This is a genomic window from Isoptericola sp. NPDC060185, from assembly GCF_042728595.1.
Classification (GTDB): Bacteria; Actinomycetota; Actinomycetes; order Actinomycetales; family Cellulomonadaceae; genus Isoptericola.
This window is the reverse complement of the sequence record NZ_JBHWYY010000036.1, coordinates 23085-42828: the sequence shown is the minus strand read 5'-3', so window position 1 is coordinate 42828 and position 19744 is coordinate 23085. Positions and strand designations below refer to the sequence as shown.

Genomic DNA, 19744 nt, shown 5'->3' with positions numbered 1-19744 from the left:
CACGTTCTGAGCGGTCAGAACGTGCGCAACCGCCTGTTCGGCACCCGGGGGTCGGGGACCTGTGGATAACGTCCGCGGGCGGAGGCGCCGGTACGGCAGGGTGACGACGCATGGACACCACCACCCCGTTCCGCCCGGGCGACCAGGTCGCCGACGACGCCGCGCTCCTGGAGCTCGCCCGCTTCCTCGCCGGAGGCGCCTTCCCGCGACGGCGCGCGCTCACCGTCACGTGGCTCGACGCCGACGACCGCCTCCTCGGCCTCGCGCTGCCGATCGACGACCCGCCTGCCCGACCCGACGGCGACGCCCTCGCCGGGCTGGGCGCCCTGCTGCGGAGCGTCGTCGAGGACGAGGCGCCCGGCGGCTGCGCAGTCGTCGTCCTGGAACGCCCGGGCGACGCGACCCGCACCGACGACGACCGCGCCTGGAACCGCGACCTGCGCGCCGAGGCCGACCTGCGGGGCGTGCGGCTCCGGGGGTTCTTCGTCGCCGCGGGCGGGCAGGTGCGGCCGCTGGCGCTCGACGACGCGTGACGTCAGTCGTCCACGCTGACGGACTGGCTGCCGTCCACGACGTCCGCGGTGCCGTGCCGCAGGGGCCGGGGCTCGAGCTCGAGGAACACCAGCCCGGACTCTCCGAGCCGCGACCGCGTGACGGCGAACCCGGACGGCGTGGCGCCGGTGTCGAACAGTCGCGCGCCGGAGCCGACGACGACGGGGGCGAGGACGAGGCGCCACACGTCGACGAGCCCGAGGTCGTGCAGGGTGCTGGCGAGGCGGGCGCTGCCGTGCATCTGCAGCTCGCCGTCGGGGCCGTCCTTGAGCGCCTGCACCTCGGCGGCGAGGTCCGCGGGGTCGATGACGGTGGTCCCTGCCCACTCGGGGTCGCGCAGGGTCGAGGAGACGACGTACCGCGGGCCGGCGTCGATGCGGGCGGCGAGCGCGTCGTCCGGGTCGGTGACCTGCGCCCACGACGCCCAGAACATGTCGTAGGTGGTGCGGCCGAGCAGGAACGCGTCGACCTCGGCGAACCAGCCGTCCACGACCTCCCCGAACGCCGGGTCCGAGGTGAAGGGGACGAACCAGCCGCCCTGGGCGAAGCCGCCTCGGGTGTCCTCCTCGGGCCCGCCCGGCCCCTGCACCACGCCGTCGAGCGAGGCGAAGATGTTGACGCTGAGCCTCATCGGATCCTCCGTCACCGTCCGACCGGCCGCCGTTTGCCCTGGACTTCCACGCCTCGGCGGCATATTTTCGCCTCGGCGGCATGCTGTGACCGGATTCACACACGCTACCGGACCGCTGGGCTGACCAGATGGAAGGAGCGGACCGTGGCCGACGTCCTGGTGCTCAACGCGGGGTACGAGCCCCTGCACCGTGTGTCGGTCAAGCACGCCATCACGATGCTGGTGCGCGAGGTCGCGGTGGTCGAGGAGGCCGTCGAGGGGCACCGGTTCGGCCCCTACCCGATGCCGCGCGTGCTGCGGCTGGTGCGGTACGTCGCGATGCGGTGGCGCTACCGCGGCGCAGGCCGCCCGGCGGTGACGAAGGACGGCGTGAAGCGACGCGACGGCGCGTGCGCGTACTGCGGCGGGCCGGCCGAGACGGTCGACCACGTGATCCCGCGCTCGCGCGGCGGCGACTCGTCGTGGCTCAACCTCGTCGCGGCGTGCGAGCGCTGCAACGGGCGCAAGGCCGACCGCACGCCGCTCGAGGCCGGCATGCCGCTGCTGCTCGCGCCCTACGTGCCGCCCGCGGAGCACGGCCTGGTCCGCCGGCGGCGCCGCGCAGCACCGGCGGCCGCAGCCTGACCCGAGGTCCGGCCGCGCCCGCCGGGGGGCTGCACCGCCGTCAGGCGGCGGGCTGGTCGTCCGGCAGGTCGGGGACCACGGACAGCGACCCCGTGGCGGGCAGCGCGTTCGCGCCGCCCTGGTCCGCCGGGGTGAGCGCGCGGGACGCGATGACGCTGCTCGCGAAGTTCGCGTGACAGTCGGTGCAGTACCACTCCGGCGTCGGCACTGGCACCTCGAAGCCGCCGTAGACGACGTCCGGCTCGGCGTTCATGACGTCGTCCTGGAACGTCATGCCCCACACGATGCGCTTGGTCCGGCCGCGTGCGCCGCACCCGGGGCACTGCGGGCGCATCCGCGCGCGCTGCGAGGACACCGTGTGCGCGTGCATGAGGTCGTGGCACTGCTCGCACAGCAGGTGCACGTCGCGCACCAGCTGCTCGAGCGTGCGCCCGCCGGCGGTCGTCGTGCCGAGGCGGACGGCACCGTCGTCGTGCGCCTGCATCCGGTGCACGTCGACGAACCGCTCGCAGGTGGCGCAGCGCTCCTCGCGGCGCATCGACCAGCCCGTCACGGCGCGGTGGCCCAGGATCCGCAGCGCGTGCACGTCGGGGGCGGTGGCGCCGGCGCCGCAGTCGCCCGGGTCGAGCGTGTGCACGGGGCCGCCGCGGAACTGCTCCGCGACGCCGTCGAGCACCAAGCGCGCGTGGTCCGGCGGCAGCCAGCCCGACGACCCCGTGTAGGTGTCCGCGCCGTCGAACAGGTCGGCCCAGACGATGGGCCGGTCGGGGCCGAACAGGTCGTCGCTCACCCAGCTCTCGCCGTCGGTGGCGCCCATCAGCTCCACCGACGCGACGACGCCCGCGTCGCCGAGGACCGTGACGACCACGTCGCCGCGCTGCGGCCCGTCCGGCCCGCCCGGCAGCCGGTGCTCCGACGAGCGGGTCGCGATCGCGACCGACTCCGCGAGCCAGTCGGCCGACCAGTGGAGGTAGACGGACGGCACGAGCCACGCGGGCAGCGCCGACAGGGAGGGCAGGGTCTCTCGGGTCACCGGGAGAACATATCGGGCGCCGACCCTCCGACACCACGGGCGCGGTCGTTCCCGTCGCGCCGTCCGCACGCTAGGTTCCGGACAGCACCACGGACAGGCACGACGGCGTCGCCGCTCCGCCCCCCGGGCATCGCCGCCGCCCGCCCTCGAGCTGCTGCCGCGAGGAGGCACGGATGAACGTCGGACTGTGGGTCGCCGCCGGGCTGCTGGCCCTGCTCTACCTGGCCGTGGGTGTCGTGAAGCTCACGCGCAGCCGCGACCGGCTGCGCTCGGCGATGGGCTGGGTCGACGACTTCCCCGGCGTGGTGGTGCGGCTCATCGGCCTCGCGGAGATCGCCGGCGCGGTCGGGCTGATCCTGCCGCAGGCCACCGGCACGCTGCCGTGGCTCACGCCGGTCGCCGCGACCTGCCTGGTGGTGCTGCAGGCGCTCGCGATCTCGGTGCACGTGCGCCGCCGGGAGCTCGGCCAGCTGTGGGTCAACGTGCTCCTGCTGCTCGCCGCCGCGTTCGTCGCGGTGGGCCGCTTCGCCGGCTGGTGACGGCCGGGCCGGCGCGGCCGGTCAGGCCCCGGCCCGCGCCTCGTCGTACCGCTCGCGGTGCCCACGGATCGCGTCCGTGTGCGCGAACGCCCACTCGACCAGCGCGATGACGGGCGGCAGCAGCGTCTGCCCGAGGTCGGTGAGCGCGTAGTCGACGCGCGGCGGCACGACGGCGTGCACCGTGCGGCTCACCAGGCCGTCGCGCTCCAGCTGGCGCAGCGTCAGGGTGAGCATCCGCTGCGAGATGCCGTCGATCCCGTGCAGCAGCTCGGTGAACCGCCGCGGGCCCGACGCCAGCGTGCCGAGCACCAGGGTGCTCCACTTGTCGCCCACGCGGTCCAGCACCGCACGCACCTCGCTGGTGGTCGCGTCGGCGTGGCAGGAGCCGCTCAGCACCGGCCGGCCCTGCGCCGTCGTCGTCATCGTGCGCTCCCTCCGGTGTGCCTGGGGCACACGGGTGTGCCTTTTGTACGCCCGCCCATGATTACTCATCATGCTCCAAGGCACAAAGAGTGACCGACCAGACGGGTCGTCACCGCCCGCGTCTCTCGAAGGACTCGCATGGACATCGCCCTCTGGATCGCCTCCGGCCTGCTCGCCGCCATGTTCCTCATGGCCGGCCTCGGCAAGGCCCTGCGGCCGATCCCCGCGCTGCAGGAGCAGATGCGCTGGATCACCGACGAGCGGGTCACCGCCGTCCGCGTCCTCGCCTGGCTCGAGGTGCTGGGCGCGATCGGCGTGATCCTGCCCTGGGCCACGGGCGTCGCGCCCGTGCTGACCCCGGTCGCCGCCGTCGGGCTCGCGATCACGCAGGTCGGCGCCATCCCCCTGCACGTGCGCCTCGGCGAGGGCAAGAGCGTGCCGATGAACGTCGTCCTGCTCGCGCTCGCGGTCTTCGTCGCAGTGGGCCGCTTCGCCGCGCTCTGACCTGTGGCCGCGGCCGGGTCACGCACGCCCGGCCAGCGCCGTCGCCTCCTCGTCGGTGAGCAGGCGCGACCGGATGAGGAAGCGCACCCCCTCGGGGGCCTCCACGCTGAAGCCGGACCCGCGCCCGGGCACGACGTCGATCGTCAGGTGCGTGTGGCTCCAGTACTCGAACTGGGCGCGGCTCATCCAGACCGGCACGGTGAACGGCTCGCCGGTCGCGCCGGCCTCGTCCGCGGGGCCGTCGACGACGACGAGGTCGCCGAGGTGCACGTCCGCGTCGCCCAGCAGGAAGTCGCCGTCGGGGTAGCACATCGGGCTGGACCCGTCGCAGCAGCCGCCGGACTGGTGGAACATCAGCTCGCCGTGCTGACGCCGCAGCCGGGCGAGGAGCCCGGCCGCGGCGTCGGTCACGGCGACACGGGAGATCGTGTCGTCAGTCATGGCGCGTCGCGCCTCCTAGAAGAACCCGAGCTTCTGGCCCGAGTAGCTGACCAGCAGGTTCTTGGTCTGCTGGTAGTGGTCGAGCATCATCTTGTGGTTCTCGCGCCCGACGCCCGAGCCCTTGTAGCCGCCGAACGCGGCGGCCGCCGGGTACGCGTGGTAGCAGTTCGTCCAGACGCGCCCGGCCTCGATGGTGCGCCCCGCCCGGTACGCCGTCTCGCCCTGCCGGGACCAGACGCCCGCGCCGAGGCCGTAGAGGGTGTCGTTGGCGATCTTCATCGCGTCGTCGAAGTCCGCGAAGTCGGTCACCGAGACGACCGGCCCGAAGATCTCCTCCTGGAAGATCCGCATGGAGTTCTTGCCCTCGAACACCGTGGGCGTCACGTAGTAGCCGCCCGCCAGGTCGCCGTCGAGCTCGGCGCGGTGGCCGCCCGTGAGCACGGTCGCACCCTCCGCCTTGCCGATGTCGATGTAGGACAGGATCTTCTCGAGCTGGTCGTTGCTCGCCTGCGCGCCGATCATCGTGTCGGTGTCCAGGGGGTTGCCCTGCTTCACCGCCTTCGTGCGCTCCAGCGCGTCGCCGAGGAACTGGTCGTAGATGTCGGACTGGATGAGCGCGCGCGACGGGCAGGTGCACACCTCCCCCTGGTTGAGGGCGAACATCGTGAACCCCTCGAGCGCCTTGTCGTAGTAGTCGTCCTTCGCCGACGCGACGTCCGAGAAGAAGATGTTCGGGCTCTTGCCGCCCAGCTCGAGCGTCACCGGGATGATGTTCTGCGACGCGTACTGCATGATCAGGCGGCCCGTCGTCGTCTCGCCCGTGAAGGCGATCTTGCGGATCCGCGAGCTCGACGCGAGCGGCTTGCCCGCCTCGACGCCGAAGCCGTTGACGACGTTGACGACGCCCGCCGGCAGCAGGTCGCCGATGATGTCCATGAGGAACAGGATCGACGCGGGCGTCTGCTCGGCCGGCTTGAGCACGACGGCGTTGCCCGCCGCGAGCGCCGGGGCCAGCTTCCACGTGGCCATGAGGATCGGGAAGTTCCACGGGATGATCTGCCCGACGACGCCCAGCGGCTCGTGGAAGTGGTAGGCGACGGTGTCCTCGTCGATCTCGGAGATCGACCCCTCCTGGGCGCGGATGGCGCCGGCGAAGTACCGGAAGTGGTCGATGGCGAGCGGGATGTCGGCGGCGAGGGTCTCGCGGACGGGCTTGCCGTTCTCCCACGTCTCGGCCACCGCGATCTTCTCGAGGTTGGCCTCCATGCGGTCGGCGATCTTGTTGAGGATGTTCGCCCGCTCGGTGACGGACGTGCGCCCCCAGGCCGGCGCCGCGCCGTGGGCGGCGTCGAGCGCCCGCTCGATGTCGTCGGCGTTGCCTCGCGCCACCTCGGTGAAGGTCTGGCCCGTGACGGGGCTGGGGTTCTCGAAGTACTGGCCGCTCGACGGCGGCACGTACTCCCCGCCGATCCAGTGGTCGTACCGCGCGCGGTACTCGGCGATCGCCCCGGGCTGGCCGGGGGCTGCGTAGACGGTCATGCTGCCTCCTCGCACGTGCGGCGCCTCGTCGCGCCGCGATGCGCCGACCGTAGGACGGCGAGGGTTGCAGTCCCGTTGCAGTCAGGACAGGTGCGCGTCGAGGAGCGTCATCCGGGCGCGGGCGCGCACGGCCTGCGGGCTCCCCGCGGGCGCGACGGCGAGCAGCCGGGACCATGCGGCGTGGTCGTCCGCGCCGTCGACTCCGCGCACCCAGGCGTCGAGGGCGTCGGGGTCGCCGGAGGCGAGGACGGCCGCGCGGACCTCCGCCGAGAGCTCGGCGCGCAGCCGCTCGACGCCGGGGGCGACGGACCTCGGCAGCAGGGGTGCGTACGCGGCGACGGCACCGCGCACGTCGCCGAGGGCGAGGGCCGCGCGGACGTCGTCGGCGTCGGTGCGCAGCGGCCGCGCGAGGCGGTAGGGGCGTGATCCGGCGAGGAGCGGGCCGGCGACGTGCCGCAGCCGGGACACCTCGGCCCGGACGGTGACGTCGGACAGCTCGCCGGGGTGCAGCAGCACGGCGAGCTCGTCGGTACCGAGGCCGCGCGGGTGCTCCGCGAGGAGCAGCAGGATCTCCGCGTGCCGCAGGGAGAGCGGCCGCTCCCCGGACCGGCCGCCCAGCACGGGGCGCCCGAGCACGCGCAGGTCGACGGGCGCAGGGACGCCCGGGCCCCCCGGTGCCACCGGGACCGCCGCCGCGCGGGTCGCGAGCTCGCGCTCCACGGTGGCGACGGTGGCGCGCACCAGCGACAGCACGACGTGCGTCGCCGCGGCCCGCCGGCCCGTCACGTCGAGGACCCCGAGCACCCGCCCGGTGGCGGGGTCACGGACGGGGGCGGCGGCGCAGCTCAGCTCCTGCACGGGGCGGGAGAAGTGCTCGGCGCCGATGACCTGGACGGCGCGCCGGGTCGCGAGGGCCGTCCCGGGTGCGTTGGTGCCGACGCTCTCCTCGCGCCACACGGCGCCCTCGACGAAGCCCACCCGGTCCACGACGCCGCGCAGCCGCGGGTTGCCCTCGACCCACAGCAGCCGGCCGACCTCGTCCGACACGGCCACGACGAGCCCGTCGTCGGCCGCACCGTCGACCACCAGCTCCCGCACCACGGGCATCACCGCGGCGAGGGGGTGGGCGCCGCGGTACGCGGCCAGGTCGTCGTCGGCGAGCGCGACCTGCGGGTGCGGGGTGTCCGGGTCGACGCCGCTGCGCACCGACCGGCGCCAGGAGTCGGCGACCACCGGGTCGATGCCGCCGGGCAGCTCGCCCGTGCCGAGGAAGCGCTCGTAGGCCGCGCGCACCGAGCGCGGGTCACGACGCACGCCTGCCGCGCGGGTCCCGTCCCCGCGCGCCTCGGAGGTGGCCGAGCGTCTCACCGCGACCTCCCGACGTCGTCGTCCCGTGCGTTCGAGCCAGTCTAGGGGCGGCGTCCAGCCCGTCGGGGGGGCGAGGTCGGTCGAGGTCGGTCGAGGTCAGTCGCGGCCGAAGGCCCGGCGCAGCTCGTCCTTGGCCCGCTCGAGGACGTCCCGCTGCGCGGCAGGGAGGTTCGTGCCGGCCCGGTTGAGGTAGAAGGTCAGCATCGACATCGCCGACTGGTACGGCGTGCCCTTGCGCCGCTCGCTGGCCTCGGCCGAGCGTTTCAGCGACGCGGCGATGCGCGCAGGGTCGTCCCAGGTGAAGACCTCGTTCTCGAGATCCAGGGCGTCGGAGTGCTCGGTGACGTCCTGCGACCACCGCTCGCCGTCGTCGTCCTTCGCCATGCGGCCGACGCTAGGCGGCAGTCGGCGTGCTCGCAGCGGCTCGTCCGGCCTCGTGGTCGCGCAGCGCCAGGCGCCGCGCGAGGACCGCGCAGACCACGAGCTGGAGCTGGTGGAAGATGATCACGGGCACGGCGACGACGCCGGCGGCGGCGACGGGGAAGAGCACGCTCGCCATGGGCAGGCCGGTGGCGAGGGACTTCTTGGACCCGCACATGAGGAGCGCGACACGGTCCTCGAGGGGCAGCCGCAGCGCGGCGCCGCCCCACCAGGTGACACCGAGCATCACGGCGAGCATGACCGCGCTCACGGCCAGCAGCGCCACGATCGCCCAGCCGGAGATGCCGGCCCAGACGCCCGCGGAGCTGGCGGCCGCGACCGCGGAGAACACGACGATCAGGATGGTGCCGCGGTCCACCCCGAGGGTGAGCCAGCGGCGGGCCCGGATCCAGCCGCCCACCCACGGCTGCAGCAGCTGGCCCACGACGAACGGGAGCAGCAGCTGCAGCAGCACGGTCTGCAGGCCGTCCAGCCCGTGCCCGGCGGCCGCACCGCCCGAGCCGTCAGCGTCGGTCATCAGCCACAGCACGAGCAGCGGTGTCACGACCATGCCCAGCACGTTGGACACGGTGGCCCCGCAGATGGCGCCCGCGACGTTGCCGCGGGCCACGGACGTGAAGGCCACCGACGACTGCACGGTGGACGGCAGCAGCGACAGGTAGAGGATCCCGGCGGCCAGCGGCGCCCCGACGAGCGGCGTGACCGCCCACGCGACCACGAGCCCCAGCACCGGGAACACGACGTACGTGGCCGCGAGGATGCCGCCCTGCAGCCGCCAGTTGCGCAGCCCCGCCCACACCTCGCGGGTGGACAGCCGCATGCCGTAGACGAGGAAGAGGACGGTGACCGCGACGTCCGCCGCGACGTCCACGACCTGCTGCGCCGCCGGGGGAACGGGGACCACCAGGCCCAGGACCATCACGAGGACGAGCGTGACGACGAACAGGTCCAACCAGCCACTCAGCACACGACGCACCGCGCGAGTGTAGGAAATGTTCGCCCCGGGAAGCGATCCGGTCCACGCCGCCGAGACCGTCAGGCCGCGCGGACCTCCACGGCGTTGCGCCACGGGTCCTCGAAGCGCAGGGCCGCGCCGTCGTCGCGCACCGCCACGCCGGCCCGGGACAGGCGCTCGCGCAGCGCACCGACGTCGTCGGCGCCGGGCACCGTGATGGCCACGGTGCCGAGGCCGAGCGTCGACGCGCGCGGGCCCGCTCCCCGGCTGTTCCACGTGTTCATCGCCATGTGGTGGTGGTACCCGCCCGCGGAGACGAAGAGCGCGCCGGGCACGCTCGCCGTCTCGGCGAAGCCGAGGGTGTCGACGTAGAAGCGGCGGGCGGCGGGCACGTCGCCCACCTGCAGGTGCACGTGCCCGACGACGGCGCCCGCGCCGGCCGCGCGGGTGGCCGTGGCGCGGGCCTCCGGGTCGGCGGTGGCGAGGGCGTCCCGCGCGGCGTCGGTGAGGTGGTCGCCGAGGAACGCGTTCGGGTCCAGGTACAGCGTGTCCATGCGCACGTGCGCGCCGTCCCACGACCACTCCTCGCGCGGCCGGTCGGCGTACAGCTCGACGCCGTTGCCCTCCGGGTCGGTGAAGTAGAACGCCTGCGACACGAGGTGGTCCGCGCTGCCGATGAACGTGCTGGGCGCGGTGGTCGCGACGGACGCGAGCGCGTGCGCCAGCCCGGGCTCGTCGTCGAAAAGCACGGCCGTGTGGAACAGGCCCGCCTCGCCGCGGCCGGGCGCGGGCAGGTCCGGCGACCGGTGCAGCACGACGAGCGGCGTCGTCCCGCGGCCCAGCACGGTGGTCTCCTCGCGGCGCGCGCCGGCCGGCAGCTCGAGGCCGTCCGGCACGGCGAGCTCCGTGAGCGTGAGCGCGTCGCGGTAGTACCGGGTCATGAGGTCGAGGTCGCGCACGTGGAGCGTGACCGCGTCCATGCGCGTGTCGTCGGCGAGACGGTCGCCCGCCAGCGGGGTCACGACGCGTCCAACGCGCGGCGCAGGCCGTCGGCGAGCGGCGTCGTGGGGCGGCCGATGAGGCGGGCGAGGTCGCCCGAGGTCTCGCTGAGCAGCCCGGCGCGCGCGTCGCCGTCGAGCGCGACGACGAACGCGGCGGTGTCCTCGTCCAGCCCGGCGGCGACCAGCGCCGCACGGTGCTCGTCCGCGGTCAGGCGCCGGTACGTCACGGGTCGGCCGACGATCTCGGCCGCGGCGGCGGCAAGGTCGTCGAAGGTCCACGCCACGTCGCCGGACAGCTCGTACACCGCGCCGTCGTGGGCGCCGTCGCGACGCGCGTCGAGGGCGACGACGGCCGCGGCCTCGGCGTAGTCCGCGCGGCTCGCGGAGGCGGTACGCCCCTCGCCCGCGCTCCGCGCGACCTCGCCCGTCTCGCGCGCCTGCTGCACGTCGCCCACGTAGAGCTCCGTGTACCAGCCGTTGCGGAGGACGGTGGTGGACAGGCCGGACGCGGCGAGCATCTCCTCGGTCGCCTTGTGCTCGGGGGCGAGGATCAGCGGGGACGTGTCGGCGTGCGGGGCGCTCGTGTACACGACGCGTCCGACGCCGGCCCCCTGGGCCGCCTCGATCATCGCGCGGTGCTGCGGCACCCGGCGGCCGACCTCGGAACCCGAGACGAACACCAGCACCTCGACGCCGTCCAGCGCCGGCACGAGGGTCTCGGGGCGGTCGTAGTCGGCCTCGCGGACGACGACGCCGCGGTCGGCGAGGTCGGCGACCTTCGCCGTCGAGCGGGCGAGCGCGACCACGTCCGAGGGCGCGGCGCCCCGGGCCAGGAGGGACTCGACGACGAGGCGACCCAGGTGGCCGCTGGTTCCGGTGACGGCGATGGTCATGGCGATGCTCCACTTCACGGACGATCGGGGGTGCGCGGCTCGCGGCCGCACTCCCAGCATGCACTAACTTTTAGAAAGTGCCAACCGTCAGCACGTGCGGTGCTCCTCACAGTGCACACCGTGGGTTCGCGGCCTATCCTGGATGGGTGACCCCTGACTCCCCCACTGCAGTCGACCGGGCCGAGGCGGGCCCCGGCCCGACCGACGCGATGATCGCCGACGTCTTCGCGCGCGACTGCACCTCGCGCCAGGCGCTCGAGGCCGTCACCGGCCGCTGGGGCGTGCTCACCGTCGCGGGTCTGCGCGACGGAGCGGTGCGGTTCAACGCCCTCCGCCGCCGGATCGACGGGGTCAGCGAGAAGATGCTCGCGCAGACGCTGCAGGCCCTCGAGCGCGACGGCATGGTCGCGCGCGAGGTGCGCACCACCATCCCCCCGCACGTCGAGTACTCGCTGACCGACCTCGGACGGAAGGTGGCCGACCGGCTCGTCGGGCTCATCGACGTGCTCGAGGGCGCCGTCGACGAGGTCAGCGCAGCGCAGCAGCGCTACGACGCGCGCCACGACGCGTCGTGACCGAACCCGCGCACCCGCTCCTGGGCGGCCGCAGCGTCGCCGTCCTGCTCGCGGCGGGTGCGGGCACGCGTCTCGGCCGGGGGCCCAAGGCCCTGCTCCCCCACCGTGGCCGGCCCCTCGTGGAGCACGTCGCCCGCGTCCTTCTCGGTGGCGGCTGCGACGACGTCGTCGTCGTGCTCGGCGCCGACGCCGCGCGGGTGGCGGCCGCCGCCGACCGCCTCGCCGAACCTGCCGCCCGCGTCGTCGTCAACGACCGCTGGGCCACCGGCATGGCCTCGTCGCTGCAGGCGGGCGTCGCGGCGGCGCTGGAGCCCCTCGACGGCCCCGTCGCGCGCCTCGTCGTCGCGCATGTCGACCAGCCGGGCGTCACGCCCGACGACGTCGCCCGCCTCCTCGCGGCGCACCGGCCCGGCCGCGTGACCGCGTCCCGGTGGGCCGGCGCCCCCGCGCCCGAGGAGGGCACGCCCCGCTGGTCCCACCCGCTCGTGCTGGACGCCGCGCTCGCCGGCCCGGCCGCCGCGAGCGCCGAGGGCGACGCCGGCGCGCGCGCGTTCCTGCGCGCGCACGCCGACCTGATCGACGTCGTCACCCATCCCGGCGACGGCCGCGACCTCGACACCGAGGCCGACCTCGACCTGCTGGCCTGATCGTTGTGGGTGGGCGTTTGGCCCTGTTTCCGCCTGAAACAGGGCCAGAAGCCCACCCACAACCTTCGGTCAGGACGTCGCGGCGGCGGCCTTCATGCCCAGGTAGACCTTGTCCCGCGCGAGCGGGAGCTCGGTGAACCGGACGCCGGTGGCGGCGCGCAGCGCGTTGGCGAGCGCGGGGGCGACAGGGTTGAACGGGCTCTCGCTCATCGACTTCGCGCCCATCGGCCCGGTCGAGTCGGAGGTCTGCGCGAAGTAGACCTCGCTGCGGGGCACGTCCGCGAAGGTGGGCAGGTGGTACTGGCGGAAGATGTCGGTCACCACGCGGCCGGAGTCGTCGATCACGACGTCCTCGTACAGTGCGGCGCCGAGGGCCTGCGCGATGCCGCCCTCGATCTGGCCGCGGCACTGGCGCGGGTTGACGACCTCTCCCGCGTCGGCGGCCTGCACGCTCTGCAGGATGCGGATCTCGCCGGTGCCGCGGTGCACGGCCACGCGGAAGCCGTGCACGTTGAACGCGACCGACCGCGGCGTGCCGCCCCACCGGCCCTCGGCCTCGAGCCGCACGCCCGCGGTGCGCGCGTGCCGCGCCACCTCGGCCAGCGGCACCACCGCGCCGGTCTCGTACTCGACCCCGCCGGGCACCAGCCGGCACTCCGCCGACGGGGTGCCCGTGAGCGACGACGCGACCACGCGCACGCGCTCCGCCAGCTCCGTCGCGGCCGCGAGCGACGCCTTGCCGGCGACGACGGTGCCGGTGGACCCGAAGGCACCGGTGTCGTGCTCGACGAGGTCGGTGTCGGACTGCCGCACCACGACGTCGGCCGCCCGCTGCCCGAGGGCCGAGGCGACGAGCTGCGCGTGCACGGTCGTGGTGCCGTTGCCGAACTCGGCGGTGCCGACCTCGGCCTCCACCACCCCGTCCGGGCGCAGCCGGGCGCGGGCGTGCGACACGTGCCCGCGCGGCGGGACCGTGTCGATCATCGACACGGCCGTGCCCTCGCCGACGCCCCACTCCTCCCCGAGCCACGGGCGCGACGGGTCCGCGGGGTCGGCGCCGTACTCCGCGACGTCGCGGGCCCGCCCGCGAGCCAGCGCGTCGTCGGCGAGCTCGATGCACTGGTCGAGGCCGTAGCTGCCGTACAGCACGTCCTCCTCCGGCTCCGGCCCGGTGGACAGCATCGGCACCCCCGGACGGACCACGTTGCGGCGCCGCACCTCGAGGGGGTCCATGCCGAGCTGCCGGGCCAGCTCGTCGATCGCGGACTCGACGGCGAAAATCATCTGGCTCAGCCCGTACCCGCGGAACGCCCCGGACGGCAGGGTGTGGGTGTAGACGGCGTGCGCGTCGACCTTCTTGTTCGCGCAGGTGTAGACGGCGATCGACTCGCCGCAGCCGTGGAACATCACGCCCGGCCCGTGGTTGCCGTACGCGCCGGTGTTGCTCAGCACGTCCAGGTGCAGCGCGGTGAGCGTGCCGTCGCGCCGGGCGCCTGCCCGGACCCGGATGCGGAACGGGTGCCGCGTCGTCGTGCCGACGAACGTGTCGGTGCGCGTGAGCTCCAGCTGGACCGGACGGCCGAGCCTGAGGGCGGCGAGCCCGGCGACGTCCTCGACGAGCACCTCCTGCTTGCCGCCGAACCCGCCGCCCACGCGCTCGCACACCACGCGCACGCGGTCCATCGGCAGGTCCAGCACCCGCGCCAGATGGCGGCGGGCGAGGAACGGCACCTGGGTCGACGACCGCACCACCAGCCGGCCGTCGTCGTCGAACGACGCGATCGCCGCGTGCGTCTCCAGGGCCGCGTTCTGCACGCGCTGCGTGCGGTAGGTGGCCTCGTGCACGACGTCGGCCTCCGCGAGCCCTGCCTCGACGTTGCCGAGCTCGCTGTGCAGCTCGGCGACGACGTTCGCCTCCGGCCGCGCGACCCGCGCGGCCGCGGCGTCGAGGCCAGGGTGCACGAGCGGCGCACCGGGCGCCATCGCCTGCTCGGGGTCGACGACGGCGGGCAGCACCTCGTAGGTGACGCGCAGCCGGCGCACGCCCTCCTCTGCCGCCGCGACCGAGTCGGCGACAACAGCGGCCACGCGCTGCCCGACGAACCGGACCACGTCGTCGAGGATGCGCGTGTCGTCCGGGTCGTCCGTCCACAGCTCGTGCTGGGCGGTGCTGAATCGGGCCGTGGGCGCGTCCTCGTGGGTGAGCACGGCCTCCACCCCGGGCACCGCGAGCGCGGCGGAGGCGTCGATCGCGGTGATCCGCGCGTGGGCGTGGGGCGAGCGCGCCAGCTTGAGGTGCAGCAGCCCGGGATAGGCGTCGGGGTCGACGTCGAGCGTGTACCGCACCTGCCCGGTGACCACGCCCCGGCTCGCCGGAGCCGGTTCCGAGGTGCCGAACGCGGTGCCGCAGCCGCCGATCGTCTCGGCGTTCTCGGTCCCCCGCACCGCGTCCTCGATCGCTCGGTACCCGGTGCAGCGGCACAGGTTGCCCTTGAGGTTGCGGGGCAGGTTGGCGCGCTGCTCGTCGTCGAACGTGGCGGCGGTCATGATCATGCCGGCGGTGCAGAAGCCGCACTGGAAGCCCTGCGCGTCGTGGAAGCGCTGCTGCACGGGGTGCAGCCCGTCGGCCGTCGGTTCCTCGGCCGTCGCGGCGAGTCCCCCGATCGTCGTGACGTCGCGCCCGGCCGCGCGCCGCGCGGGGTACACGCAGCTGTGCACGGGCACGCCGTCCACGTGCACGGTGCACGCGCCGCAGTCCCCGCCGTCGCAGCCCTTCTTCACCCCGAGGGAGCCCTGCTCGCGCAGGAACGTGCGCAGGCACTGCCCCGCCCGCGGGACGGCGTCGACGTCGCGGCCGTCGACGCGCAGGGCGGACGTGAGGGCGGGCGATGTCGCGGAGTGCGCAGGGGCCGCGGTCGTGGGGTGGGTGGTCGCGTCGGTCATCGCCGGCCTCCGTCGGTGGTGCTGTCGAACAGCTCGGTGGTGAGCTCGGTGCGGATCTCCTCCGCGAGCCGGTAGGTCATGTCGCGGCGCCACGCGGGCAGGCCGTGGATGTCGTCGTGGTACAGGTCGTCCGGGATCGCGGCGTCGATCGCCGCCTCCAGGCCGGCCGCGTCCGGGTGCGCGCCGGCGGCGAAGCGCAGCTGGACCGGCCGACGGGTCGACGCGGTCACCGTGATCACCAGTGCGCCGCCGTCGTCGGGCGCGTCGAGGCGCCCGATCAGCAGCACGCCGGAGCGGCCGAGGTTCGACAGCGACAGCCGGCGGAACGCGGTCCGGGCCCGTAGCGCGGCGGCGGGGACGCGGATCGCGCGGAGCAGCTCGCCGGGGGCGAGGGTGTTGCGCATCTCGCCCGTCACGAGCTCGGCCACGGGCTGCGTGCGCCGTCCACCGCCGGGACCCCACACCTCGGCGACGCCGTCGAGCGCCGCCGTCAGCGACGTCATCGGGCCCGCGGGCAGCGACGTCGCGACGTTGCCGCCGACGGTCGAGGTGTTCCAGATCTTGAACGACGCGACGAACGCGTCGCAGCACGGGCGCACGAGGTCCAGCGCACGCCACTCGTCGCGCACCGGGGTCGACGCCGCGCCCTCCGGGAACGCGTACAGCTCGGCGACGGTGCAGGTCGCGGCGATCTCGAGGCCGTCGTCGGTCACGGTGAGCGCGGGCCAGCCGGCGGTCGTGACGTCCAGCAGGCGGCGCAACGTCTGGCTGCCGTACGAGAACAGGACGGTGCCGCCGGCCAGCCACGCGTCGCCCTCGCGCCAGTCGGCGGGGTCGGAGGTAGGGACCAGGTCGGTGACGGTGTTCATGTCCACCGGGAGTGCTCCTTGCTTCGGGTGGTGCTGGAGGACGGGCGAGAGGTCGCATGCAGCGGCCCGTCGGTGCGGCTCAGGGGGACGGCCGCGTCGCGGCCGTAGCGGACGGCGAGGAGCTCGGCCACCACGGACACGGCGACCTCCTCCGGCGTCACCGCCCCGAGGTCGAGGCCGATCGGCGAGCGCAGGCGCGCCAGCTGGTCGGTGGTGACGCCCTCGTCGTGCAGGGCCTGGAGGCGCTGTGCGTGGGCGCGCCGCGAGCCCATCGCGCCGACGTATGCCAGCGGCAGGCCGAGGGTGAGCCGCAGGGTCGGGACGTCGAACTTCACGTCGTGGGTGAGGACGGCGACGGCGGTGCGCGGGTCGAGCCGGCCGGCCGCGGCCTCGGCGGCGAGGTAGCGGTCGGGCCAGTCGACGACCACCTCGTCGGCCTGCGGGAACCGGCGCGGCGCGGCGAACACCTCGCGGGCGTCCACGAGGGTCACGTGGTACCCGAGCAGGTGCACGGCGCGCACCAGCGCGCCGGCGAAGTCGTTGGCGCCGACGACGACGAACCGCGGCGGCGCCAGCCGGGTCTCCACGAGCAGCGCCGCGGGCTCCTCGGGCTCGCACGCGCCGTCGCGCACACCGGGGGCCGCGTGCACCGTGGCAGCGCCGCCCGCCCGCAGCACCGCCGCGACCTGCGCGGACACCGCCGGCAGGGCGCCGTCGTCGACCAGGCCGTGCAACGGGTTGTCAGAGCCAGAACGGGCCATACCCCCGCGTGGCGCTGACAGGTCGCCGAGGAGGACGGCGGTGGGCCGCGCGACGTCGAGGCGGCGCACGAGCGCGGCGGGCGCGCCGCCGTCGTCGGCGACGAGGCGCGCGAGCGCGGCCGCGGCGGGGTCGTCCGGGTCGCCGGGGCGCACGGGCTGCACGTGCACCTCGAGCGATCCCCCGCAGGTGAGCCCGACGGCGAACGCGTCGTCGTCGGAGTAGCCGAAGGTCTCGCGGTGGCACGCGCCGACGGTGATCGCGTCGAGGGCGGCCGCGTGCACGGCGGCCTCCACGCAGCCGCCGGAGAGGCTGCCGATCACGGCGCCGTCGGCGCGCACCGCCATCGCGGTGCCGACGGGCCGGGGCACGGAGCCCGACGCGCCGACCACCGTCGCGACGGCGAACGGCGGCGCGCCGGGCTCGAGCCACGCGGCGAGCTGGTCAGCAAGGGTGAGCATCGAAGGTCCCTCCCCGACGGTCGGGCCTGCCGGGTCGCGGCAGGCCCGACCGACGACGTCAGGCGCCGAGCGCCGCCGAGAGCGGGCCGCGCACGAAGTACACGAGGAAGCCCGCGGCGACCACCCACAGCAGCGGGTGCACCTCGCGCGCCCGGCCGCAGGCGAACCGCAGCAGCACCCACGTGACGAAGCCGATCCCGATGCCGTTGGCGATGGAGTACGTCAGCGGCATGGTCACGACCGTGAGGAACACCGGCAGGGCGACGGAGAAGTCGCCCAGGTCGATCTCCTTGATCTCTCGCATCATCATCGCGCCGACCACGACGAGGGCGCCGCTGGCGACCTCGATCGGCACGACGGCGGTGAGCGGCGTGAGGAACATGGCGGCCAGGAACAGCGCGCCGGTCACGACCGACGCCAGGCCGGTGCGCGCCCCCTCGCCGACGCCCGCCGCCGAGTCCACGAACACCGTGTTCGACGACGACGACGTCGCGCCGCCCACGACCGCGCCCACGCCCTCGACCACGAGCGCCGACTTGATGCGCGGGAAGTTCCCGTCGGCGTCGGCCAGACCGCCCTGCTTGGCGAGGCCCGTCATCGTGCCCATCGCGTCGAAGAAGTTCGTGAAGAACAGCGTGAACACGAGCATCGTGGCCGCGAGCGCCCCGATGCGGTCGAAGGCGCCGAAGCTGAACTGTCCCAGCAGGGACAGGTCCGGAACCGAGACCAGGGTGTCGGGCAGCGCGGGCACCGACAGGCTCCAGCCGCCCGGGTTGTCGGCGCTCGCCGGCCCGAGCTTGACCACGGCCTCGACGACGATCGCGACGATCGTCGTGGCGACCAGCCCGATGAGCAGGCCGCCCTTGACCTTGCGAGCCACGAGGATGCCCATGAGGAGCAGGCCGAAGACGAAGATCATCGTCGGGACGGTCGTGATCGACCCCCCGTCGCCGAGCTGCACCGGCGGGCCGCCCTCGGTGGGGGTGACGAAGCCGGCGTCGACGAAGCCGATGAAGGCGATGAACAGCCCGATGCCCACGGTGATGGCGGCCTTGAGCTGGCGCGGGACGGCGTTGAAGATCGCCGACCGCGCACCGGTCGCGGCGAGCAGCACGATGAGCACGCCGTTGATGAGCACGAGGCCCATCGCCTCGGGCCACGTCACGTCGCCGACGACGGCCACGGCGAGGAACGAGTTGATCCCCAGCCCGGCCGCGAGCGCGAACGGCAGGTTCGCGACGAGGCCGAACAGGATGGTCAGCACGCCCGCGGCGAGGCCGGTGACGGCGCCGACCTGGGCCGTCGCGAGCCAGCCGCCCGCGACGTCGGTCGGCGCGTTCTCGGCGCTGGTGCCGCCGAGGATGAGGGGGTTGAGGATGACGATGTACGCCATCGCGAAGAAGGTCACCAGCCCGCCACGGATCTCACGTCCCGTGGTGGAGCCTCGCTCGGTGATCTTGAACAGCCGCTCCAGCACGCCGCGGCGGGCGGCGGCGGAGGGCGTCTTGTCGTTCTCGGCGGTGTCCCGCCGGGTTCCCAGGATGGTCACGTCGTTGTGTCCTTTCCGGCCCGCGCGCGTCAGTAGTCGATGCGGGTGTCGAGGACACGCCACGCGTCGAAGGGCGCGACGGCGCTGGCGGTGCGCTCGTGGCGCACGGTCATGACGCCGTCCCCGTCGCCGGCCCCGGGGTGGTCTCCCAGGCGAGCGGCGAAGAAGTCGTAGAACACGGCGTCGTCGAACCCCGCGGCGGCCGCGTCGTGGCGGTCGGCGGCGAAGTAGACGGCGTCCACGCGCGCCCACAGGGCGGAGGCGAGGCACATCGGGCACGGCTCGCAGCTCGAGTAGAGCACGGCCCCCGACAGGTCGAACGTGCCGAGCTCGGCGCAGGCCCGCCGGATGGCGGTGACCTCGGCGTGCGCGGTGGGGTCGTTGTCCTGGGTCACGCGGTTGTTGCCCTCGACGACGCGGCCGTCACGGGTGACGACGACGGCACCGAAGGGGCCGCCCGCGTTCGCGACGCTGTCCACGGCGAGGGTGACGGCCTTCTCGAGGTGTGCTGCGTCCACGGGAACGGCCGTGCGTGCTGGCTGGGTGTTGATCACGGCATTGCGGTCCATGGTGAGTCTCCACGGGTTCGGGCAGCGACCCCCGGGCACACCACGGGTCCGTCGGCACCTCACCGGGTCCGGTACGGGAGACCGGGAGCTCGGCGGGCCGCTGCAGGCGAGTTGTCCTTCATGCCGCCTGGTTGATAGCTGCCGGTGTCGGATCGATCGGAGTCGACCACCGTGCCGACGTCGACGTCGGCGTCCGCACGGCCCGGGCCCGCCTTTGGCATCCGCGACGCTAGCACTCGGTGAGAGCGACCACAAGGATTTCGGAAGGACACTTCCGCATCGCGGTCTTCTCGTGATGCAGGGGGGCGTCTCGCATCGTGGTCCCACATTCTGGACATGGGCTGTCGCCGCTGGTCGCGCTGTTCCTAGAGTGGCCACGGACCACCGCACCCGCCGGCGTCCGGACGCCGCTCCGACGCCGCCCCAGA

21 protein-coding genes are annotated in these 19744 nt (G+C 74.4%); 6 read left to right on the top strand and 15 right to left on the bottom strand.

Annotated elements, in window-relative coordinates; translation table 11 throughout:
• Positions 1–110 precede the first annotated feature (110 nt).
• Positions 111–533 carry a hypothetical protein gene (locus tag ACFWDO_RS13110; RefSeq protein ID WP_380322646.1) on the top strand — a complete coding sequence of 141 codons (423 nt, stop codon included), beginning with the start codon at positions 111–113 and terminating at the stop codon, positions 531–533.
• Positions 534–535: 2 nt separating this feature from the next.
• On the opposite strand, the gene ACFWDO_RS13105 is transcribed toward ACFWDO_RS13110, so the two are convergent.
• A complete protein-coding gene (locus ACFWDO_RS13105) occupies positions 536–1183 on the bottom strand; it encodes a dihydrofolate reductase family protein (protein WP_380322649.1) in 648 nt (215 codons plus the stop codon).
• Positions 1184–1327: 144 nt separating this feature from the next.
• Between ACFWDO_RS13105 and ACFWDO_RS13100 the strand changes: the two genes are divergently transcribed.
• On the top strand, positions 1328–1807 hold the full coding sequence (locus tag ACFWDO_RS13100; RefSeq protein WP_380322652.1) for an HNH endonuclease: 480 nt from the start codon (positions 1328–1330) through the stop codon (positions 1805–1807).
• 40 nt (positions 1808–1847) lie between these two features.
• Here the strand turns inward: ACFWDO_RS13100 and ACFWDO_RS13095 are convergent, their stop codons facing one another.
• Positions 1848–2840 carry a hypothetical protein gene (locus ACFWDO_RS13095; RefSeq protein ID WP_380322655.1) on the bottom strand — a complete coding sequence of 331 codons (993 nt, stop codon included), beginning with the start codon at positions 2838–2840 and terminating at the stop codon, positions 1848–1850.
• Between the two features lie 173 nt (positions 2841–3013).
• Between ACFWDO_RS13095 and ACFWDO_RS13090 the strand changes: the two genes are divergently transcribed.
• Positions 3014–3379 carry a DoxX family protein gene (locus ACFWDO_RS13090; RefSeq protein ID WP_380322658.1) on the top strand — a complete coding sequence of 122 codons (366 nt, stop codon included), beginning with the start codon at positions 3014–3016 and terminating at the stop codon, positions 3377–3379.
• 21 nt (positions 3380–3400) lie between these two features.
• Here the strand turns inward: ACFWDO_RS13090 and ACFWDO_RS13085 are convergent, their stop codons facing one another.
• A complete protein-coding gene (locus tag ACFWDO_RS13085) occupies positions 3401–3802 on the bottom strand; it encodes a winged helix-turn-helix transcriptional regulator (protein ID WP_380322661.1) in 402 nt (133 codons plus the stop codon).
• 138 nt (positions 3803–3940) lie between these two features.
• On the opposite strand from ACFWDO_RS13085, the gene ACFWDO_RS13080 reads away from it, so the two are divergent.
• Positions 3941–4306, top strand: a complete 366-nt coding sequence (locus ACFWDO_RS13080) for a DoxX family protein (protein ID WP_380322664.1) — start codon at positions 3941–3943, stop codon at positions 4304–4306.
• 18 nt (positions 4307–4324) lie between these two features.
• Here the strand turns inward: ACFWDO_RS13080 and ACFWDO_RS13075 are convergent, their stop codons facing one another.
• The 7 genes from ACFWDO_RS13075 to ACFWDO_RS13045 form a co-directional block, all read right to left on the bottom strand.
• A complete protein-coding gene (locus ACFWDO_RS13075) occupies positions 4325–4747 on the bottom strand; it encodes a DUF779 domain-containing protein (protein ID WP_380322667.1) in 423 nt (140 codons plus the stop codon).
• Between the two features lie 15 nt (positions 4748–4762).
• Positions 4763–6286, bottom strand: a complete 1524-nt coding sequence (locus ACFWDO_RS13070) for an aldehyde dehydrogenase family protein (RefSeq protein WP_380322669.1) — start codon at positions 6284–6286, stop codon at positions 4763–4765.
• A gap of 81 nt (positions 6287–6367) precedes the next feature.
• Positions 6368–7654, bottom strand: a complete 1287-nt coding sequence (locus ACFWDO_RS13065) for a GAF domain-containing protein (RefSeq protein WP_380322672.1) — start codon at positions 7652–7654, stop codon at positions 6368–6370.
• Positions 7655–7750: 96 nt separating this feature from the next.
• Positions 7751–8038, bottom strand: coding sequence for a DUF3175 domain-containing protein (locus ACFWDO_RS13060; RefSeq protein ID WP_380322675.1), 288 nt, complete (start codon positions 8036–8038; stop codon positions 7751–7753).
• A gap of 10 nt (positions 8039–8048) precedes the next feature.
• Positions 8049–9071, bottom strand: a complete 1023-nt coding sequence (locus ACFWDO_RS13055) for a bile acid:sodium symporter family protein (RefSeq protein WP_380322678.1) — start codon at positions 9069–9071, stop codon at positions 8049–8051.
• A 59-nt stretch (positions 9072–9130) separates the two neighbouring features.
• Complete coding sequence (locus tag ACFWDO_RS13050) at positions 9131–10072, bottom strand: VOC family protein (RefSeq protein WP_380322681.1); 942 nt, start codon at positions 10070–10072, stop codon at positions 9131–9133.
• Positions 10069–10944, bottom strand: a complete 876-nt coding sequence (locus ACFWDO_RS13045) for an SDR family oxidoreductase (RefSeq protein WP_380322684.1) — start codon at positions 10942–10944, stop codon at positions 10069–10071. The genes ACFWDO_RS13050 and ACFWDO_RS13045 overlap by 4 nt, the downstream gene beginning before the upstream one ends.
• 146 nt (positions 10945–11090) lie before the next feature.
• Between ACFWDO_RS13045 and ACFWDO_RS13040 the strand changes: the two genes are divergently transcribed.
• Both ACFWDO_RS13040 and ACFWDO_RS13035 read left to right on the top strand, forming a co-directional pair.
• The gene (locus ACFWDO_RS13040; protein ID WP_380322687.1) at positions 11091–11519 is read left to right on the top strand and encodes a winged helix-turn-helix transcriptional regulator; all 429 of its coding nucleotides are present in this window, start codon (positions 11091–11093) and stop codon (positions 11517–11519) included.
• A complete protein-coding gene (locus ACFWDO_RS13035) occupies positions 11516–12166 on the top strand; it encodes an NTP transferase domain-containing protein (protein WP_380322690.1) in 651 nt (216 codons plus the stop codon). Before ACFWDO_RS13040 ends, ACFWDO_RS13035 begins: the two co-directional genes overlap by 4 nt.
• A gap of 69 nt (positions 12167–12235) precedes the next feature.
• Here ACFWDO_RS13035 and ACFWDO_RS13030 read toward each other — a convergent pair whose 3' ends face one another.
• From ACFWDO_RS13030 to ACFWDO_RS13010, 5 genes are read right to left on the bottom strand one after another with little or no spacing between them, the layout of a single operon-like run.
• Positions 12236–15109: a molybdopterin-dependent oxidoreductase gene (locus ACFWDO_RS13030; protein WP_380322693.1), complete on the bottom strand. Its 2874-nt coding sequence runs from the start codon at positions 15107–15109 to the stop codon at positions 12236–12238.
• Complete coding sequence (locus tag ACFWDO_RS13025) at positions 15106–15984, bottom strand: FAD binding domain-containing protein (protein ID WP_380322696.1); 879 nt, start codon at positions 15982–15984, stop codon at positions 15106–15108. Before ACFWDO_RS13025 ends, ACFWDO_RS13030 begins: the two co-directional genes overlap by 4 nt.
• Positions 15975–17198 (bottom strand): XdhC family protein, encoded by a 1224-nt coding sequence (locus ACFWDO_RS13020; RefSeq protein ID WP_380322699.1) that lies wholly within the window; start codon positions 17196–17198, stop codon positions 15975–15977. Before ACFWDO_RS13020 ends, ACFWDO_RS13025 begins: the two co-directional genes overlap by 10 nt.
• Before the next feature lie 58 nt (positions 17199–17256).
• A complete protein-coding gene (locus tag ACFWDO_RS13015; RefSeq protein WP_380319993.1) occupies positions 17257–18747 on the bottom strand; it encodes an NCS2 family permease in 1491 nt (496 codons plus the stop codon).
• A gap of 29 nt (positions 18748–18776) precedes the next feature.
• The gene (locus tag ACFWDO_RS13010; RefSeq protein ID WP_380319990.1) at positions 18777–19316 is read right to left on the bottom strand and encodes a nucleoside deaminase; all 540 of its coding nucleotides are present in this window, start codon (positions 19314–19316) and stop codon (positions 18777–18779) included.
• Positions 19317–19744: the final 428 nt, after the last annotated feature.

What these genes read in the sequence shown, in the direction of transcription:
- ACFWDO_RS13090 (WP_380322658.1), top strand. Translation starts at nt 3,014, where the DNA reads ATGAACGTCGGACTGTGGGTCGCCGCCGGGCTGCTGGCCCTGCTCTAC.
- ACFWDO_RS13080 (WP_380322664.1), top strand. Translation starts at nt 3,941, where the DNA reads ATGGACATCGCCCTCTGGATCGCCTCCGGCCTGCTCGCCGCCATGTTC.
- ACFWDO_RS13020 (WP_380322699.1), bottom strand. Translation starts at nt 17,198, where the DNA reads ATGCTCACCCTTGCTGACCAGCTCGCCGCGTGGCTCGAGCCCGGCGCG.
- ACFWDO_RS13105 (WP_380322649.1), bottom strand. Translation starts at nt 1,183, where the DNA reads ATGAGGCTCAGCGTCAACATCTTCGCCTCGCTCGACGGCGTGGTGCAG.
- ACFWDO_RS13110 (WP_380322646.1), top strand. Translation starts at nt 111, where the DNA reads ATGGACACCACCACCCCGTTCCGCCCGGGCGACCAGGTCGCCGACGAC.
- ACFWDO_RS13085 (WP_380322661.1), bottom strand. Translation starts at nt 3,802, where the DNA reads ATGACGACGACGGCGCAGGGCCGGCCGGTGCTGAGCGGCTCCTGCCAC.
- ACFWDO_RS13010 (WP_380319990.1), bottom strand. Translation starts at nt 19,316, where the DNA reads ATGGACCGCAATGCCGTGATCAACACCCAGCCAGCACGCACGGCCGTT.
- ACFWDO_RS13030 (WP_380322693.1), bottom strand. Translation starts at nt 15,109, where the DNA reads ATGACCGACGCGACCACCCACCCCACGACCGCGGCCCCTGCGCACTCC.
- ACFWDO_RS13045 (WP_380322684.1), bottom strand. Translation starts at nt 10,944, where the DNA reads ATGACCATCGCCGTCACCGGAACCAGCGGCCACCTGGGTCGCCTCGTC.
- ACFWDO_RS13060 (WP_380322675.1), bottom strand. Translation starts at nt 8,038, where the DNA reads ATGGCGAAGGACGACGACGGCGAGCGGTGGTCGCAGGACGTCACCGAG.
- ACFWDO_RS13070 (WP_380322669.1), bottom strand. Translation starts at nt 6,286, where the DNA reads ATGACCGTCTACGCAGCCCCCGGCCAGCCCGGGGCGATCGCCGAGTAC.
- ACFWDO_RS13075 (WP_380322667.1), bottom strand. Translation starts at nt 4,747, where the DNA reads ATGACTGACGACACGATCTCCCGTGTCGCCGTGACCGACGCCGCGGCC.